This is a genomic window from Flavonifractor sp. An112 (genome assembly GCF_002161085.1).
Taxonomy (GTDB): Bacteria; Bacillota; Clostridia; order Oscillospirales; family Oscillospiraceae; genus Flavonifractor; species Flavonifractor avicola.
In genome coordinates, this window is sequence record NZ_NFLU01000005.1 from 23,162 (window position 1) to 42,060 (window position 18,899).

The window sequence follows — 18,899 nt, forward strand, 5'->3', positions numbered from 1 at the left end:
ATTCTCCTATATACAGCCTGGGGCCGGATTTCCGGCCCCAGGTCCAATCTTATTCCGCCACGACCTCATTAAACCGCGTGAGGATGACTGCCGCCTCGGCGCGGGTGGCCTGGCCCTTGGGATCCAAAACGCCGTCCCCCTTGCCGTTGATCAGCCCTTCCGCGTTGGCCCACTGGAGGGCCTCAAGGGCGTAGTTGCTGATCTCGTCCGCATCTGTAAATTTGTTCAGATCTGCTTTTGCGCTTACGTCATAGCCCTTGTACTGAGCGTAGCGGTAGAGGATGGCTGCCAGCTGTTCCCGGGTGATGGGATCATTGGGTCCGAAAGCCGTGTCGCTGTATCCTTCGACAATCCCGTGTTCCGCCGCCCAGGCCACCGCATCGGCATACCACGCGTCCAGAGGAACATCCAGGAAAGCAGTGCTTTCCTGGATTGAGGGCTTGCCCTCAATCCGATGGAGGATTGTCACGATCATGGCCCGGGAGGTGGTGCTCCCCGGTGCGAAGGTGGTGCTGGTGGTTCCGTTCATCCACCCATTCTCGTAGGCATAGGCCACCGCATCGTAGTACCACTCGTCTTCAGGTACGTCGGTGAAAGGCAGTTTCTCCGCTTCTTCTGGGACGAACTCCGCCTCCACGGTCACCTTACCGCTGGGCATCTCAAAGGTGTACTTGCCGCCGCCCTTATTGGTCAGCTCCAACTCCTTGCCCTTGCTGTCGGTGACGGTAAGGGTATCCAGCTCGTAACCTTCATCCGGCGTGACGGTCAAAGTCACCGTGTCACCCCGGGCGGCTCTTGTCCGGCTGCTCTCCACTTCACCATTCTCGCTGTCCTCCACCGTGATGGCATAGGTGCTCACGCCGCCACTGTCGCCACCGGGGGTGGGATCGGGCACCTTTGCTGCCCAGGCAAAGGCGTATTCCACATTGTTGTAGATATTGTCCTCCAGCTTCTCGGCATTGGTGAGCTTTTCGGCAATGTCCGTCATAGCGTAAGCCTTGCCGCTGCCACTCAGGGCTACATTGACACTCAGATTACCGACGGCCTCGCCCTCGCCCTTGTCCAGCGTGAGAATACCTTGATTGGTGATGCCGCCGCTGCCGTTAACAGTGCCTGCGGAACCGATGCTCAGATGCCCGGTGATATCCACGGCACCGTCCACCGTCAGTATAGAGTTGTTGGCCACATGGAATTCGCCGGCCACAGCGAGGGTGGAGCCGGTCTCCACCGCCAGGTTTACATTTGCGGAGGGGGTGTCCATGCCGACCTTCAGTGTCCAGCGTTTGCCGGTGGGGACGGTGGCCCGGGCGTTTTCGGTGAGCGCGGCGGCGATTGTTCCACTTGCGATGCCGCCGAAGTCCAGCGTCATGCGGCCGGCGGTGAGGTTCACATTGCCGCCGGTGCCGATCCAGTCCTCACCGCCCACAGCAACGGAGCCGCCGGCGGCGATAGTGGCCTTGCCCAGCACTTTGCCGGAAAGCAGGGAGGCGGGGTTCAGGGTGACTTTGCCGCCCCGTTCCACTGCAACCTTGGCGTACTTTGCCACGGAGAGGGTACCGCCGGAGGCGTCCAGCGTGCCTTTCACAGTGAGGGTGGAGCCGCTCTGGTTGGTGCCGGAGATCGCATTCAGCGTACCATTGACCGTCAGCTTCGCGCCGGTCTCAATGACGGCATCCAGCGGGGTCTTCGTTGTGCCGTCCGTGCTCTGGAGGAGCCACGCCTCCTGATTCTCCGGGATCTCTGTCACGGCATTCTCGCTGAGGGTCAGCAGATCCTCCCCCATATCAAGGGTCAGCGTGCCGGAAGTGAGGTGGATTCGGGCGTTATTGTCTGCGCCCACAAAGGCTTCCGTCGTTCCATTAGCCGCCGGGATCTTCAGCGTGCCGCCGGCGTCAACCGCGATGGACCCCTCGCTGTCCAGGAAGGCGGGATTCGCCAGCTGCAGGGTCTTGCCTTCCGGCACCGTCAACGTGGCGTTTTCGTTGATTTTAAGTTCGGCCGTACCCGGGATGCTCAGAATACTGCTGTCGTCTGTGCCGACTACTTCGGCGCTTCGCAGCAGAGTGATAACACCCTCATTTTCTCCCAGAGCCGCTACCGCACTTTCCAGGGTTTCATATTCCGTCACCTCTCCTCCCTGGGTGACCGTAGCTGCCGCGGACGGAACGTCCATGATCGTTACGGACAGCAGGTCGTAGGGATGTAAAACACCAAAGCCCACCGTGTATATCTGCGCGTCGCTACCGTTGTATTTGACGGAGAGCTTGCTCGGAATCTCAAAATAGTGTCCGCTGGGCACGGCCAGATCCAGATACAGTCGGCCACTGCCAGACCACCAAGACCACCATATATCCTCAACCGTAACGTCTCCATCCACCTTGAATTGCGCCAACTGTTCCTCACTGAGGGAAAAAATCGTTTCATCACCCAGCGCATCCCGCAGGACTTCCGGTCCGGTGATGTTGATCGAGGTGATTTTCTTCGGCTCAGATGTAGCGCCATCAACCGTGAACCAGTAACGATAGCTTTGTTTAAAGTGGGGGTCGTCATTGGTCAGCGCTTCTTTGCGCGCGTAGTTGATGATCTCGTCAATATTATTATAGTTTACAAATTTCTCCACCTCAAATGGGCCGCCAAAGGAATATTCCCCACTGGTTTCGCATTCGAAGTCTACCGCCAGCATATAGGTTTTTCCGGACTCAAAAGTTTCCGGTCTATCCTTAAGCACATATGTGGAGCCCACATAAGGCACCTCGTACCAATGGCCGTTTGCCTTCAGTCCCAGGGAACGGCTCGTTACGACTGCGGCGGCATATTTCTCCTGCACCAGGGTTGAGGCTCCCGCCACAGGCTTGTTGATAGCAATGGGGACGCTGTCGTCATCCCAGATTGTATCACCGCCGGACATACTAGAGACGCCCGCGTTTTTATACACCCGCAGATGGTCGCGGTATATCTCGGCCGTTTTCCCATCATTCGATACCTGAACCGAAGCTGCTCCATTGATTGACGCCGTCATATTGGGGTCAAACTTCGCACCTTCCCGTGCTTCTACTGTGACGAAGAAGCCGTACCGAAACCGTTGGGCAAAGTGCGTATCCGTCGACTTCAAAGAACGCCATGTAGAGCCCTGATCCTCGCTGATCTTCAGCTCCGCTTCCTTGATGGTGAACATCGCCATATCACCGTAGGAGTGGATATAGTCATTGATTTGGAAGTTGTCCTCCTCAATTTGGATTTCCACCTTATCATGGGGCCATGCTTTGCTATTAATCTCGACATAATTGATTATGATTGGATTATCAGGGTTAAACAGCATAAACACTTCGATGGAATAGTCGGATTGGGATATGATTCTGGCGGTCTTTCCGTTTACCGTGACCGTGATGTCCTCGCCAAATTTGTATCCATCCGCTGCCTTTAGTTCAAGGCCAAGGGCATAGTGCCCGTTTTCATCATAAGCGTCGCTGCTGTATTGCCAATCCCAGTCTTTTACTCCATCCCATTTGTAATAGCTTACTCTGGCCTGGTATATCCCTGCCACACTATCATTGATATGGGTTTGTGCCGCTTCCTGAGCCTCGGTGAAATTGATTCCGCTCGTTGGCTCCGGAATATTGGAAAAAGTCAGCTCTGAAATCTCCGTCGGCACCGTCGGCGCACCTACGGTAAACCATGCAACAATCGAGCTGATGTCTCCGTGCTCGGAAGTTTCTATTTCTATTCGATCGGGTGAGCGGCCACTGAAGGTAGCCGTCGCATTCTCCGAGATCACGCAGTTAAATTCAGCCTGCAATCCTATGTACAGACGGTAACACTTACCATCCTCAAAATTGTCTTCCCCGGAGAACAGATACTCTATGCCGCTGCCGCCGGGACCGGCGCACAGCTGCCAGCTAAAACCATCCACTTGGTACAGCGCATCCTCCGCTGTCCTCGGTCTTCCCAGCGGCTGCCCGGCAGCCGGCGCTTCCATATCCAGTTCAATTCTTTCAATTACGGTCGGGTTATAGGGTTGTTCTTCCTCGCTCCCAGTCTCATTGATATAGGCCGGGCTTTGCGCCGCCCAGTGCGGTACCGGTCCCGGATAAGAATAGGTATAGCCTGCTTGCATAGGGGCTACAGTGAAATAAAACTCGCCCGGATCCTTCAACCATCCGCCAAAATCCCTTTCAGTGGCTTTAACGTCTTGAGCCCACATGAGTTTGCCGTTTTGATAGAGGGTGAGCCTGTAATTGCCTGCATTCTCCACAGGATCCCATCTGGCAACCGTGCCGTCCCAGCGAAGGTTCGTGGGTACAGCCAGGTCCGGATAGTCCGGGTCATAGCCGCAAACCGTGCAGCTGCCATCGGTGTCCATGAGGTGGGCTGCCTTATCAGTCTGTTCGATGCAGCCCTCCTCCAGACAGTTGCGCCAGTGGTTTTCTTCATCCCAGCGCCAAACAATCGCCCATTGATGTGTGTCTGTTGGCGAATTTGATACTTTCTCCTGCTTCGGGTCATGGGGCTCAATCTCAAAGCGCAGGTTGGTGGGCGCCGCCGGCGCATCCGATGCCAGGGCCGCTGTGGTGAGCAGCCCCGCCGACAGGCACAGGGACAGCAGCAGGGCGGCTGCCCGCCGCAGTCGTTTTCCAGTTTTCTTCATTGCCTGATTCCTCCTTTGACAAAGCAATTATTTGATATAATCTTTATCCAATGAAGCATTGGACCCAGTAGATCCCCATTTCACCGCCAAGGACTACCCCGATTCCCACCTGATCCACCTCCGGATCCAGGATGTTGTAGCGGTGGTCGGGGGAGGCCATCCAGCCGTCAAAGATGACCTCCGGTGACACATTGCCGGCAGCGATGTTCTCACTGATCAGATAATAGGAGATGCCGGCGGCGTCCGCCCGGTAGTCCGGGCCGCGGCCCTCCGGATCCACATGGTCATAGTAGCCACGCTGGATCATGTCCGCGCCATGGTTTCGGGCAATGCCGGCCAGGGCGTTGCTCCAGGACAACGCGGGAAGTCCGTTCTCCGTCCGTGCCGTGTTCACCATCTCAAAGAGCGCCTGCTCATACTCCTCGGAATAGCCCTCCACAGTGCCCGGCACCCCCTGGGCAGGCGCGCTGGCGGCCACATCGTCGATCAGGCCGTCAATGATGCCGTTAAGCTTTTCCACATCGGCTTCCTCAGGATTCAGCCGGCTGAGCAGGGTGCACAGCTCCGCCCGGGTCATGTATTCGTAAGGCGCGAAGCCGCTGCCCGTTCCTTTCATGATGCCCCTGTCCAGCGCCGTGGAGATTACGGCGCACACGTCCGCGTCGCCGGCGTATCCGGCATAGTCGCCCATGGACTGGGCCGATGTGCTCTCATAGTCAAATTCGATGTCATGGGTCATGAGGATGGCGTAGGCCGCATCCAGCCGGGTCAGGGGCTCCTCCGGATAGATATAGTGCCCCGGATACAGCGGCAGCAGCAGGCCGGCTCCCATACAGGGGGCGTACCATGCGTCAGAGCGGACGTCTGTCCAAAGGATATAAGCGTCTGACCGTTCCGTCAGGCCATACATGGAGGTCAGGATCCTCATGAACTCCGCCCGGCGGATGGTGTTGTTCGGCCCAAAGGTGCCGTCCGGATAGCCGCTGAGATACCCCTTTTCCGTCATGGCCTGGATGGTTTCCTCCGCCCAGTGCCCCCGGGTATCGCTGAAGGCGAAGGCCGTCACGGACATCGCCAGGGCAAGTACCAGTGCGAGGAACAGGGATAGCAGCTTCCTGCCCCATTTTTTACCATTTTCTCCACTCCTTCCTTTCTGTCAATTTCAGTGTCAGACCAGCGGATCTATAATCGGATTTTTGTAGGTAAACCGGTGCCCGTTCAACTCCATATCCAGCGCGACAGTCGCCTTGGCATCGGCGGAAATGGGCTGCGGCAGTGTGGCGGTGATCACTCGGATATAATCTGTGACAGTCTCCACCTCATCCGGAGTATCCATATGGGACACCTGGCTTTCCTCTGTTTCATCCGCAACCGTGTAGTTTTCCTGTGGGATGGGCTGGCCGTCCACGAACACCGTCACGCTGACCGTCTCGCCCGCAGCGTCTTCCGGCGCGCCGCACACCACCGGGATGAAATCCTCGCCCCGCAAGTTATACAGCCGGACCTTCACCGCGCCGGCATCCTTTTCGTACCGCACGGATATGGAGCTCGGGCCGTCTCCCATATGCTCGGACGCGTATTCCTCGCTTTCTCCGTCTGTCCGCTCGATGGTCAGTGTGAACGCAAAGTCAGGGAAAGCGCCCTCGCCGTTGGCCGCCCAGTAGGCTTCAAAATCCGGTACATAATTATAATATGTAGTGCTATAATGCCCGGTCTTAATATCCTCCTGGGGAATACCGGCACCAAATTGATCTTCATAGTATGTTTCTCCTGAAATCTGATCGAACATGGTGATCTTGGCCGATGAAATGGTCTCAGGATCCGCCAGGGTCACATCGATCAGGCCGTAAGAGCCGCCTATGGTAGCGGTGTAAATGGAGCTTTCCTCTTTAGGCTCTGGGGGCAGTTCCTCTGCTGATGGCGGAACCTGCATAGAATTATCATTAGGCTGTACTTGCGTTGCATCGTCGGGTGGGATAGAAGAGGTCATATCTCCAGCTTCTGGCAATCCGGCCTCATACACCGCAACGGCCAACAATATCAGCGAGAACAACATAGTTGCCATACGCCATATGTTCTTGCGCTTCATCCTAAACGAATTGTTTTTTCCGCTGCTGTGAAACTCAGGAGGTAACGGTGCGCGTTCTGGTCCAGGAGAAGGTTCCGGCGGGATCATATACTCCTCTGGCAGAGGAAATTGTTCAGGTAAAGTATCCTCTGACGGAAGCTTATGCTCTAAAGGCGGCTCATGCCGCACATCTTTCCTTTTCATAGCCTATCTGCTGTGAACATCCAACTGCGGGAAGGGGCACTCCACTCCCAGCCGACGGAAGCCTAGCAACAGCTCTCGATTGAGGATTCGGATTGCTGAGTAGATATCTTTCTCTCTCACATCCACACAAAAACGCAGTATAACAGCGCTGTCGGCCAGACTTTGCACACCCAAGTAGACAGGCCCCGCTTTCATTGCATCACTATGTGCTTTGTAGATCTCATCAAGCAGCCCTGGAAGAGCTGCCTCCAAGTCTTCCAAGTCGGTCTTGTAGGGAATAGGTATATCGCAAATAGACTTTGAGACGCGATCAGATCGATTTAAAATGTTGCGCATATCCGCGTTATTGATGACTTTGATGTTCTCGCTGGCATCGGTAATTGATGTCGTGCGAATGCCAATATCGGTCACTGTCCCACGAAATCCCCCTATCTCCACAATGTCTCCCACGTTGTATTGATTTTCAAAGAGCATAAATAGGCCAGTTACAAGATCAGCAATAAGACTCTCTGCACTGAACCCAACGATCAACGTCAGTACCCCTACGCTGGCCAATACCACCGTAATATTTACTCCAATGATCGTCAGGCCCCAACAGAGTATAACGATGGCAGCTGCGTATCTCAACAGGCTGCGGATAATTGTAATCACCGACCGGGCACGATGTGCCTCTGGCTTGCAATATCCCAAGATAAGCTCTACCAGGTATTCCACGAACAGTACCCCTGCCATCATGATAACAAGGCGCAGCAACACATCGGCACTAAACGCCCAACTGGAAGCAAGCGCATCTGGTTGTATTGCCCCAGTTAAAAAACCGGTAATTATCGCAGCGACTAGTACCACTGCCAAGATCAAAAGCTTTATTACTCCTGCACGTTTCTTATCCATATTTATCCTCCTGCGGCATTATTATAGCAGCGCGATTATTCATCAAAAGCTCGTTTTCCAGATATTGTACGATTCGATCCATCACAGCGGTCATGGCCCGCTCTTTTCCCTGCTCAGACAATCCCACGCAGGACTGCAGCATGGTGACCTTCAGCTCGGTCCCCATCTCTTGCTCCTCGGCAGAGATAGAAAAGGTGCTGAGATTGCCGTATACCTCCGCTTTGGCCACGACCGTGTCCTCTTTCTTTTGATAAGGCACTCTTTCGCCGTCCAGCACGTCATAAATTCCAAGGAGCACATACCGACGGACATATGGGATGATCTTCGAGATGCTATAATTCATTCACGCTCCTCCTGTTCGTTAAAAAAATGCAGCTACCTGTCGTTGTAAGCAGGGCAGTTTTCACTCAATATAGCCGCTGATGGGCTGTACGTACATCTCGTCTTCCGTCACCGGCTGATAGCGCTCCCCAGAATAGCTGTCGCTCCAGCCGTTCTCCGCCCGGTAGATATCACCTGTTTCCGTGTCGTAAACGCGCTCATATCCCAATGTGGCGTCGCTCTGCTTCTGGCTCTGGATGTCCACGCTGGTGTCTCGCGCCTTCCAGGAAGACATGATCCCGTTCAGCACCTCGTTTGCATTTCGGCTGAAGTCCATGGCCTGCTGTACCACTTCCTGCCCCGCCTGGATGGTGGCGTTTACAAAGTTTTCCGAGTACTCCAGTGTGCCGAGGCTCTCGGTCAAAATGCCCTCCCACTCAACGAAGGTGTCCTTGGCCGCTGTGACCGCCATGATGTTATACGCCATATAATACCCGCCGTCCGCCTGGGGGAGCTGGTAGCCTACCGGCGGGCCGGCCGCGATGGGAACACTGCCAAAATCCACGACCGACGCGGCAAACATCCCCTCTCCCTCTCTGCCGTCTTCGGTGAAGGTGGCCCGCAGCAGCTCATCGCCCAGCGCGTAGGCGCTCAGGCTGCCGGTGGACGGGAAACGCTCGGTCACAGTGAAGGCCTCAAACTGGGGGAAGGTATAGCCGGCATAGCCGGGGCCATATTGGGCGGCAAAGTCGGCGTACTGCGGGAAGATCTGATAAAAATTCTCTGTAGATGGGCTGGACAGCACGGGAGCCTGGGCAAATATCTGCATATCAGGCATACCGGTCACGCCGGAATAATAGGTCCAGGCGTCCTTTCCCTCCTGACTGTGGAGCAGGATATCCGCCTTCAAGAGAACGAACATCTGATTGAGGGGCTCAGCGGGGTCCTGAATCCGGATGGAGTGATACATCCCTGTACCGCCGCTGGTGACCGTCCAGCCCTTGGGAATCTGGATGCTGAAATCTGGGGTTTCATACAGTTCCAAATCCACAGTCCTGGCCGCCGTTTCCGTGATCGACACCGCGGGTTCCCGGGAAGATGGGGCAGGCTCCGATGTTATCTGACCATCTCCCTTCGGCACGCTTTCGCTCTCCGGTTCGTTTCCCGGACCGCCGCAGGCAGTCAGGCCAAACAGGAGCAGCAGGGCCACTAAAATAGATCCTGTTTTTCTCAAATTTCATTTCCTCCTTATACAGCGACTGCCTGGCCTGAGCGTCCCACACCGCTGCGGACGGGGTGGACGCAAAAAACCGCGCCAGGAGATCCTGACGCGGTTTGTCGTAGGCCGGGATGCTGCGCCAGTATCTGTGGAAAGCGTAGCATAGATGGCCTTAAAATATAAGGTTACATTTGTCTCTTTTTTTATTTTACATCGTTTTTTTCGAATGACAGGGGGGGTACATTTGTCTCACGCCTTGAAATCCGGGCTTTTTTCAGGGGTAACGCCCTTGTTCTCCGGCATCCACTCATAATAGAACTGCAGCAGGCCGATCCGGCTCTGGGTTCCGGTCTTTTCATTCAGGCTTCTGATATGGCGATACAGCACAGGACGGGAAAGGGCCATCTGCTGCGCGATATCCTGCACGCTGCCGTCCGAGACCAGTAAATACTGCAGCACATCCCGCTCCCGGTCAGTCAATGAATAGAGGCTGGCAAAGGAAGAGAACTTTTCCTTCGGCGTGTAGCCCGCCGCCGGAGCCGGGGGCGGCGCCAATACGGCATGAGCCTTGACCGTGTAGGCAAACATCAGGATGCTGGCCGCGACAAACAGCACCAGCATGAGGACGATCAGCGTAATACTCCTGCCGGCAAGGAGCAGCGTCACCGAGCCGTTGGTAACCAGCGCCGCCACGAGATTATTCACCGCCCGTCCCATGCCGGCCCAGAGGTCCGGCAGGCGCATACAGGCAGCGAGCTCCAAAAAACTGGTGGTAAAAAACACGACAAAAAATCCGGAGGCCACATAGGCGACCGCTACTCCGGTCAGGAATGGCCCGCCCCACCGGAGAACAATCACACACAGCACCGAGAGCACCATCACACAGTACATCATCAGCGTCATATATTTTCTTTTCCGGATATCAAAGAGGAAACCGGCAGCCAGGCCGCTCAGGGCCAGCAGCATACGGGGCCATTGCCCGATGTCCATCGTGCCCGCCGCATGGCCCAGGGTGATCGCGTTATCCAATGTGCTGAATACGCAGGCCATCAGGGCCACCAGAAGTACCAGGAGCAGTCCCGCCGGTATTTTCTTTCTGGACATTTCATCGGGGCGGAGCGCGGTTCGGAGCGGCGCCGTTTCATCCGATGCGAGTGCTTCTTTGTGGATGCGGCGTGTGCGCATGATCAAAACACTCAGTACCGCAAGGGAAACAGAGAGTACCGCGGCCTCCGCGATCTCTATATTTACCAAATTGTTGTTTGCGTACTGTAGCAGGATGCCGGCCGCGTAGGAGATTCCCACCAGGCCGGCTATGCGTTCGGTCCGGATCGTGCAGGCAGCCAGATAATGAACGGAGCCGCCAAAAACGCCCAGCAACAGAAACAGAACCACGCCTGCCGCAAGCGTGACGGAAAACGAGATGTGCTGTTGGATCAAAAATATGCAGATAATGGAGAGGAACGATAGGGAAAATATAAGGATCGTCTTGTTCCTCTCGCGGACAGAGCGGTTTATCAGCGGGTATATAAGAAATCCAAGGGCATTGACGCCCAGCGCATAATTTTGTGCAATGACCGTCTGGCTTTCCTCGACAATGCGGGAGACCATATTGACATATAGATATTCCGAACCAAGAAACACAAATGTAAAAATACTCAGCAATAAAAATATGGCGCTATGCGACGCCATAGCCTGCGTTTTCCTTCTCTCCATTGCTCCTCCATATGGCATGAGTATACTGCACTCATATCATTGCTCTGGCACCTGTAACCATCTTAGGGGCCGTTCTCGTTTTACTTCTTGTTTGTTGTCCAAGTGGCTATACTTTATTGTAATTTCTGACGGCCCATTATACCACAACAAGAAACGTCAGGGAACTACAACTGATTCCAAACACATAATACGGGAGGAAATATTATACCACAACAAGAAACGTCAGAAAAGTGATTTTCAAAGATCAAAGCCGATCCGAAAAATGGCCTCCCGCTGGTGTCCCGGGGCTGTGTGGTCCGTGCGTATCGGCCATAAAGTTTTCCCTTATAGTTTCCCTTACGCGCTTAACACAGGTCTTTCGGCGGCGGTACAATCCAACACAACAGCGGATGATCTTTTCCCGAAAACAAATCAAAAAAGACCACAACGCAGTCAAAAAGATACGCTAACAACGCTATCTTATAATTCATTTTTTCCGTTGATAATACCATGCAACCGCAGTGATAACCAATACTTCAACGGCCATTACGCCGATGGTGGGTAACGACGCCGCTTGCAGAATGGTGGCAAGGCATCCACCAGCACCGGTCAGCAACAATGCTTTCCGCTCCAAAGAAAAATCCGTCAGCCTTGCCACGAGATAAACCCCTAAAAACAGGCGCAGTTCATTGGTGAAAAGGCAAGAAACCACCCGTACCCAATCCATCATATATGCGCCCCCCAAAATTGATTGATTTGTCGCTTGACTTCCTGCAAGTGGGAGCGGCTGATGGGTAGCTGATCGCCGTTTTTCAGTATGGCAATGCTATCGCTGACCTTCATAATCTGGACGATATTGACGATATAACCACGGTCAATAAAAATAAATTCCGGTGCATTCAGTTCATCAAATACCCGCTGCAAGCTCTTTCGTACTTTTGAAGTTCCAACGCTGGACACGATACTGGAATTCTTGCCGTCCCGTTGGATATAGAAAATATCCTTGTAGGGAATCTTCTCCATGTGGTTTGCGGTCTGAATCGTGTATTCCTGTCCAGCCTCCAACTCAATCAGTTTTGCGGCATCAGTTATAGCGGCGGTCAGCTTCGTTTCCAGATTATTTTTCGGCACATAGCGGAAAATGGACAGTTCAAATGCATCAATCGCATACTCCGTATGTGAGGTCACAAAGATAATTCTGGCATTGGGCAGAAACCCTTTGACCTGCTGAGGGATTTCCATGCCGCTGATCCCCGGCATTTCAATGTCCAGCAAAATCAGGTCATAGAAAAAGCCATCATCGGTTATGTCGTAAAGCAAGTTCCGGCTTTGGGTAATCGATATACAACCAATGAAATAAATCCCGGACAAAATCTTCGATATCGGTTGCTGTCGGTTTCATGTCTATCCCCCCTTGCTTTTGTACTACCATCATAACGGACAGAGGACAAGTTGTGTAGGACTATTTTTGTCGCATGCAATGTGCAATCCCAGTAAACAAAGCAATCGCTCCCTCCGAGCAAAGGAGGGAGCGGTTTTTATACGACCTTTTCGAGAATATCTTCTATGTCGCAGCACAGAATTCTGGCAAGCATTACAAGGTATTCGACTTGTGCTTTATTGATGTTTTTCTGGCGCTGTTCGTATTGCTGGATCGTCCGGATGGGCACTCCGGACGCATCGGCCAGCTCTTTCTGGGTGAGCTTCACCTTCTGCCGGCGCAGTTTCAGGTTGGTATCCGGTTTCGCAATCCGGTATAACTCGTTCATCCGATCACAGAACTGGCGGATATCCATCTCATGGAAGGGATGATACAGTGCGGATACTTGCCGAATGGGAATATAGGCATTGATCTCCTCAAAGGAAAGTCCTGTCTCCCATTGATAATAGGCCAGGGCCCAGCCGGTCCAGTATTCGACGCTGCGGTCAACCGGATAGTTTGGTTTGATCCGCTTTCTGCTGATGCCGGATTGCTCCAGAACATCATAGGCAAGCTCTACTCCGGACTGACCAACGATGACTGTGAAGTCACCACGGCCAAATCGGTCTGCGATACCGGAGGCCAAAAAGAGGCCGTAGAACGTCTCCAGACTGTATCCCAGGTCATGCACTGCAAAGTCCAGCATACGCCCGAGGGCGGTGCGCGCCTTCTCCAGATAAACCTTATCGTAAGCGTTCATCATCGGGCTTCATCTCCTCGTCCAAAATCTGCGTGATATACAGATCGCCACGCTGCCGCTTTTTGCGCTCAACGCTGAAGTACTCGCGTCGGGCTGACCGGTCTCGCAGCATCTTTTTTGCGTACCATTCATCATGATCAGCCACTTCATAACCAAGGAATTGAATCCGATCAAATGCCTGTTTGCTCTTCAAAACGAATTGCTGCCCCAGTTTTCCCAGATGCATCGCATTGTTGAGCTGCCGATAGGAGATCGTGCCGTTGATAAAGTCCTGGGCAAAAGAAAAGTAACTGTCGTCGGCGCGATATCCGATGATGGCATCCTGTGACTGATAATCTACGCGAAAAGTATTCAGGATATATTCTTTGGCCTCCAGCGCCAGCCCGGAGGGCACATCAAACTCACGGTTTTCCAAAAGCACAGCGAGCCAGTGAAGGATATTGAAAGAAGGTCCGTTCAGATCCAAAATTTTGAGACCTTCACAGTCCAGCTCATAGCGGTTGGCATACCCGTTCCGATTCTGAGCCACGCCCCATTCTTTTGCCATTTCCAGACTGTCGGTACAGTAAAATCCCAGGCCATAGTCATTATATACCTTACCATAACCAAATTGGGGCTTCTCTATGATGCTGGGGGATCCATGAAATAACTGACGGATCATACTGCCACCTCCTTAAAAGGATTATACTCCTTTGGGAGTATAAAGTCAACTTGGTTGGATACCGGGGTGAATGGTTGTCTTTCCATTGTCATTCCCGTATAATAAACTAAAAAGGAGAATCAACGCGAAAGGGGGACAATGGCTTGTGAAAGAGGAGCAGCTGATTGCCGAAGTGTTGTATGGCGAGGAAACTGCAGATCGTTCCCGATATGCGTTATATGAGAATGGTACATACATGGTGATCTCCAAGTTCGCATATCTCATCGGTGTTCCGTTCCATATCTTTGAAAATGAGCATGAGCCCCCGAAGATGGAGTGGTATGAGGCGCTTGAAAAAGATAAGAATGCCCGGATCATTCGGAACCTCTGTATGTTGCGGACAGCATTTGAGCGCAACTACCGGAACATCTATCAGGCTATGCGGTATGATTTGAAGGGCATTGCCAGTATGCCGGAGTATATTCCGAGAGAATGTATCGATCAGCTGTCGGCAGATGGCCTTTCCATCTATCGAGCCAATGCTCAGCCCATTCAGTACATTATAGACATCAACAGCCATATCGCAAACCGGATCAACAACTGCAAGAACCTTTTCCCCATCTGGTTGAATTGGTCTTACATCCGCCAACTGTTTATCATGCCAGGCGGTACAACGGAGAAAGGCGCCAAAGGCGCTGCCGCTGACTATTATGCCCATAAGGAGATTTATCCCTATCAAGTTTACATGAACTGGTCAGCACCATCCAATGTGGGCAACATCCTATATAACGATAAGAAATTTGTCCGTCTTCTCTACGAGCATCATGAGGACTACTTCACGGACATGAGCAAGGTCACAGATGCAGGGCTCATAGCCAAAAACGGAATCTATGACTTTTTGGAGCGAAGCAGCAGAACCGCTGTCGTTGTAGACTGCGAGAATGCGGATCCCTACAAGCTCTATGCCACGCTGAACAATCTGGACCAGGCGGCACTTCTGGGAAAAATCAGCAAGATTATTTTGTACGATGATGTCCATACCACCACTGCCTGGAAGATCCTTGAGAAATTCACCCAGATCCCGATCGAGCACAATTTGATTGAGCGCATCAAGGAGAACAAATCTCTGGTGGATATTCGCCTTACCACCGGAACTTGCCGGGAATTTTTTCAGAACGACACAGATTCCTTTATTCTGGCCTCCAGCGATTCAGATTACTGGGGTCTGATCTCTGCCATGCCGGAGGCGCATTTCCTGGTCCTTGTGGAGTCGGACAAGTGTGGGCCGGATATCAAGCGAGCCATGATCGATGCGGGAATTACCTATTGCTATATGGACGATTTCTGCACCGGAAACAGCGACGAGATTCGCATTCAGTCGGTTTTGAATGAGGTCAGAAAGAGCTTGGACGAAGCAGTCCATTTCAATATCCAGGAATTGTTTCAAGAGGCCATCCGCCGCACCAGGGCCGAGCTCTCCACCGGTGAGCAGGCGCAGTTTTACGATCGCTACCTTAGACCCATGCGGCTGAATGTGGACAAAGAGGGGAATGTGGAAGTCCTGCTGGGGCCACTCTGAGGAAATAAATAAGGTGGAGAACGGGATAGTTAATAAAAGCTGGCTGTCCCGTTCCTATAAGCTCTATGGAAATAATAGGCGGATAGATTGCAAATAACAAATAGCGGGAAGAAGGGCGGACTTCTATACGAAGTCCGCCCTTCTTTTGCGTTTTCAAATTTACTTAGATTCTCACCCTCAAGCCAATCAGATTAGCGAATCCGCCTCGTATCGGAGTCCGGGAAATCAAATGCGGAGGAAGGCTGTTTCGGGAAGGAGATCGCATTATCCAAACGAAAAGTGAGGGTGATGTCTCCAACGGAGATGTCGGGGTAATCACTGCCATTCGTGAGGATGGCGAGGGGGAACCCACAATCCACATCCGGCTGCTGGACGGTCGAGAGTTCGAGTATTCTGCGGACATGCTGGAAAAAGTGGATCTCTCATATTGTATCAGCATCCATAAAAGCCAGGGCGCTGAATTCCCGGTAGTCATTATCCCGATACTGAAGGAGCACTACATCATGCTGCGCCGAAATCTGCTGTATACCGCGATTTCCCGAGCCAAGGTAAAAGTGATCCTGATTGGTCAGAAACAAGCGGTCTTTATGGCCATTCACAAGAGTGATGTGGACAAGCGCAATACGATCCTATCCGATCGGATTGTAGCCTACTATGCCCGCGAGAAACAGAATTTGGTTGGTTAAGTCCGGAGGAACAGGTGGTATCGATGCCCCTGTTCCTCCATCAGAATGGAGGTTACGCCCATGTCTTTGGATGACTATCTGAACACCATGACGCTGGAGGATGCCAAGGCAGTGAAAGTGGATTGTGGCTATAATGCCGGAAAGACGCTGGGCGAGGTGGCGATGCGGAAACCAAGTGATCTGGATTGGTATGTTCAGAAGTACAATGGGCGAAATCTGGCGCTGAAGGCCGCTGCGATCCTTCTGGTCAATGCGGCAGCTCAGAGAGCCAGCTAAGGATGCAGCCCGTGAGAAGAGGTGATGCTATATGGGTGTTTCCAATCATCTGCCATGCAATATTGAAGATGTGGTAGACTTGCTCAGCATTCCGGTCGTTCGCAGTTCCGGGACACAACTGCATTGCAGATGTCCGTTCTGTGATGACCGGAAGGCGCACCTCAATATCAATCTGAGCAAAAATGTGTTTCGCTGCAATCGCTGTGGAACGGGCGGCGGTGTACTGCACCTCTACGCTGAAGTGAATAACATCTCAATAAACACAGCGTATGAGGAACTGTGCCGGATTTTCCAGTCGGGAGAAAAGCCACCGGAGCATCCAGTCCGCAAGGCTCAGACGAAGGTAAAGCAGAGTAAGCCGGCCCTTGAACTGGCCTCCGTTGAGGCCCGGGACAATACCTACAGCAACTTGCTCTCCATGCTTTCCCTGGGCACCGCTCACCGGGAAGCCCTTTTGGGACGAGGGCTCTCTGGCAGCGAAATCATACGGCTTGGTTATAAAACTACGCCGGCTGTCAGATCTGCTAAAATCGTGACGGAGTTGCTGGAGCGTGGATGTGACTTGAAAGGTGTGCCTGGTTTCTATGTGGATGAAGAGACCGGACAGTGGAAACTGGATATTCGAGCCACCGGTATCATGGTTCCGGACAGGAACTGCGAAGGGCAGATTGAGGCTATCCAAATCAGGTTGGACAAGGATACTCATTCCAAATTCAACACACTGACCAGTGTGGACAAGTATTATGGGGCAACGGCTTCGTGCTGTCCACATTTTGCTGGTGTAACCGGTGAGGATGATGCCGTCTATCTGACGGAGGGCGTGATGAAGGCCGACATTGCTCGATACTTTTCCACAGTTCTGGGCCATCCCTGTGCATTCGTTGGGTTAACCGGTGTCTCAAATATCAATCAGTATGTGCGAATGCTTGAGGAATTGAAGCGCTTTGGGATCAATACCATCAAAGTTGCCTTCGATATGGATCTCCATGTGAATGAAAATGTTCGCAAAGCTCGTGATCGAGTGATCCAGGTCGGATGCGAAAATGGATTCGAGGTTATCCCAAAACGCTGGAGCTCGAACTATAAGGGCATTGATGATCTGCTGCTCTCCTTTATTGAGCGCCGGCGGATCACAGATTCGATTTTTGGAAGGTTGTAAGCAAAGGGGACTGTGTATGGAGACATACGCAGCCCCCTTTCTTACCGTATGAGTGGAGGAATTTAACCATGGAAGAGTTGAAAATCTTTTTTTCTGATTTGAATGAGGAGACACAGCAGCGTGTCCTGAAATTCTACGGCATTTCTGATCCCAAAGAGGGCAATTTCGATTCAGATATTGTCCCACTGTTTATCCTGGAATGCCCTGAGGAGGGAATGTGATATGGGATACAGAAGCAACTTCTTGCTGACGGCAAAACCGATGACGGAAGATCTCTATCAGAGAATCAGCGATGAACTGAAACAGTATGTTCCGTTCATCATGTGTGAGTGCATGGAAGACGGGGCTGGGGTTTGGCTGAATGAGGACGATACATGGTATAGCTGCCAGAGTGATATGATTCAGCTCTCCAAAGACTTCCCTGACACTTTTTTTGAACTGTCTGTCGAAGGTGAAAATCACAACGATGACTGGAGAGCATATTTTTCAGATGGTAAGTATCAGGTAAACGATGCCCTGCGGCTGTTCTGGCCATTTATCCCAAGCGAACTGCGCGAGGACCACTCGGATGAGGACGCTTTGGACTATGCCGGTTGTGTCAGGCTTGAGCATTTGAAAGTGACAAGGGCAGCAATTTATCATAGCCTCCGAATACTCTTAGCAAAAGACGAAAAGGACTTTCCGTGGGATGAAAATTTGATCCAGGCAGCTGAGGCTATGTGCAGAGAATTCCTTACATCAAAAGGTTTTGCAGTTCCGGCGGCTGAGCAGCCTGATGGCAAGCAGGAAAAAGACGGAGGAAACGATGATGAACGAGAAAAAACATGAACGCTTTATCCGCATTGTTGAGCGGCGTATGGATGTCCTGATCAACGATTTTGAGAAGTTGGGAAACTGCACTTCCAAGGTGTCGTATGACTATACTGAAGAAGAGGTCACGCGTATTGTGGAGGAGCTGGAACGGCAGGTTGCGCTGCTGCGTGAACGCTTTGCCGGAAAGAAGAGCTTTACTCTTTCCGTAGATGCCAATACACCCGAGCAATAGAAAATTTGTACAGAGGCAATTCCAATAATCTGACCAATTGCCCAAGCATTATTGTAAAAGACAAAGACGCCTGTGCTGAGCATAGGCGTCTTTCATTTTGGGTCAAAGCATAGGGGAGCACCAGAATTACAATGAAAAGGCCGAAGAAAGGGGCAAGGTTCAGTTTACTTTTTCTCCATTTATATAAAGGGATATTTTATGCTCAGTCAGGAGGTGTTTCTCTTGGAACTCTACTCGCGCAGTCAGGCCGCTGCCATGTTGGGAATTACGGTACGGAAACTGGATATGCTT

At 52.4% G+C, this 18,899-nt stretch carries 18 protein-coding genes; 7 read left to right on the forward strand and 11 right to left on the reverse strand.

What is annotated here, in order from left to right; all coding sequences use genetic code 11:
* Positions 1-49 precede the first annotated feature (49 nt).
* From B5E56_RS14875 to B5E56_RS05865, 11 genes are all read right to left on the reverse strand, one after another.
* Positions 50-4,645, reverse strand: a complete 4,596-nt coding sequence (locus B5E56_RS14875; protein ID WP_242958789.1) for an S-layer homology domain-containing protein — start codon at positions 4,643-4,645, stop codon at positions 50-52.
* 43 nt (positions 4,646-4,688) lie between these two features.
* The gene (locus B5E56_RS05820) at positions 4,689-5,711 is read right to left on the reverse strand and encodes an S-layer homology domain-containing protein (protein ID WP_158098672.1); all 1,023 of its coding nucleotides are present in this window, start codon (positions 5,709-5,711) and stop codon (positions 4,689-4,691) included.
* A gap of 102 nt (positions 5,712-5,813) precedes the next feature.
* Entirely contained in the window at positions 5,814-6,917 is a 1,104-nt protein-coding gene (locus B5E56_RS05825) for a hypothetical protein (RefSeq protein ID WP_158098673.1), read from the reverse strand.
* 3 nt (positions 6,918-6,920) lie between these two features.
* Positions 6,921-7,808, reverse strand: a complete 888-nt coding sequence (locus B5E56_RS05830) for a mechanosensitive ion channel family protein (RefSeq protein ID WP_087389010.1) — start codon at positions 7,806-7,808, stop codon at positions 6,921-6,923.
* Positions 7,801-8,151, reverse strand: coding sequence for a hypothetical protein (locus tag B5E56_RS05835; RefSeq protein ID WP_087389011.1), 351 nt, complete (start codon positions 8,149-8,151; stop codon positions 7,801-7,803). Before B5E56_RS05835 ends, B5E56_RS05830 begins: the two co-directional genes overlap by 8 nt.
* 60 nt (positions 8,152-8,211) lie before the next feature.
* Positions 8,212-9,363, reverse strand: a complete 1,152-nt coding sequence (locus tag B5E56_RS05840) for a hypothetical protein (RefSeq protein ID WP_132587296.1) — start codon at positions 9,361-9,363, stop codon at positions 8,212-8,214.
* Positions 9,364-9,597: 234 nt separating this feature from the next.
* Complete coding sequence (locus tag B5E56_RS05845; RefSeq protein WP_087389012.1) at positions 9,598-11,064, reverse strand: helix-turn-helix transcriptional regulator; 1,467 nt, start codon at positions 11,062-11,064, stop codon at positions 9,598-9,600.
* Positions 11,065-11,530: 466 nt separating this feature from the next.
* The gene (locus tag B5E56_RS05850) at positions 11,531-11,773 is read right to left on the reverse strand and encodes a hypothetical protein (protein WP_087389013.1); all 243 of its coding nucleotides are present in this window, start codon (positions 11,771-11,773) and stop codon (positions 11,531-11,533) included.
* The gene (locus B5E56_RS05855) at positions 11,770-12,318 is read right to left on the reverse strand and encodes a LytR/AlgR family response regulator transcription factor (RefSeq protein ID WP_242958791.1); all 549 of its coding nucleotides are present in this window, start codon (positions 12,316-12,318) and stop codon (positions 11,770-11,772) included. The genes B5E56_RS05850 and B5E56_RS05855 overlap by 4 nt, the downstream gene beginning before the upstream one ends.
* A gap of 263 nt (positions 12,319-12,581) precedes the next feature.
* Positions 12,582-13,226: a helix-turn-helix domain-containing protein gene (locus B5E56_RS05860; protein ID WP_075703396.1), complete on the reverse strand. Its 645-nt coding sequence runs from the start codon at positions 13,224-13,226 to the stop codon at positions 12,582-12,584.
* Positions 13,207-13,884 (reverse strand): DUF3990 domain-containing protein, encoded by a 678-nt coding sequence (locus tag B5E56_RS05865; RefSeq protein ID WP_087389015.1) that lies wholly within the window; start codon positions 13,882-13,884, stop codon positions 13,207-13,209. The genes B5E56_RS05860 and B5E56_RS05865 overlap by 20 nt, the downstream gene beginning before the upstream one ends.
* A gap of 145 nt (positions 13,885-14,029) precedes the next feature.
* On the opposite strand from B5E56_RS05865, the gene B5E56_RS05870 reads away from it, so the two are divergent.
* The 7 genes from B5E56_RS05870 to B5E56_RS05895 all read left to right on the forward strand — a co-directional run bounded on the left by B5E56_RS05870 (position 14,030) and on the right by B5E56_RS05895 (position 18,608).
* Complete coding sequence (locus B5E56_RS05870) at positions 14,030-15,442, forward strand: NYN domain-containing protein (protein ID WP_075703397.1); 1,413 nt, start codon at positions 14,030-14,032, stop codon at positions 15,440-15,442.
* A 401-nt stretch (positions 15,443-15,843) separates the two neighbouring features.
* On the forward strand, positions 15,844-16,128 hold the full coding sequence (locus B5E56_RS05875; RefSeq protein ID WP_087389016.1) for an ATP-binding domain-containing protein: 285 nt from the start codon (positions 15,844-15,846) through the stop codon (positions 16,126-16,128).
* Between the two features lie 60 nt (positions 16,129-16,188).
* Positions 16,189-16,404, forward strand: a complete 216-nt coding sequence (locus B5E56_RS05880; RefSeq protein ID WP_087389017.1) for a hypothetical protein — start codon at positions 16,189-16,191, stop codon at positions 16,402-16,404.
* 31 nt (positions 16,405-16,435) lie between these two features.
* The gene (locus B5E56_RS05885) at positions 16,436-17,563 is read left to right on the forward strand and encodes a CHC2 zinc finger domain-containing protein (RefSeq protein ID WP_087389018.1); all 1,128 of its coding nucleotides are present in this window, start codon (positions 16,436-16,438) and stop codon (positions 17,561-17,563) included.
* 68 nt (positions 17,564-17,631) lie between these two features.
* Positions 17,632-17,784: a hypothetical protein gene (locus B5E56_RS14595; protein ID WP_158098674.1), complete on the forward strand. Its 153-nt coding sequence runs from the start codon at positions 17,632-17,634 to the stop codon at positions 17,782-17,784.
* A 1-nt stretch (position 17,785) separates the two neighbouring features.
* Positions 17,786-18,391, forward strand: a complete 606-nt coding sequence (locus B5E56_RS05890) for a hypothetical protein (protein WP_087389019.1) — start codon at positions 17,786-17,788, stop codon at positions 18,389-18,391.
* A complete protein-coding gene (locus tag B5E56_RS05895) occupies positions 18,372-18,608 on the forward strand; it encodes a hypothetical protein (RefSeq protein ID WP_087389020.1) in 237 nt (78 codons plus the stop codon). Before B5E56_RS05890 ends, B5E56_RS05895 begins: the two co-directional genes overlap by 20 nt.
* Positions 18,609-18,899: the final 291 nt, after the last annotated feature.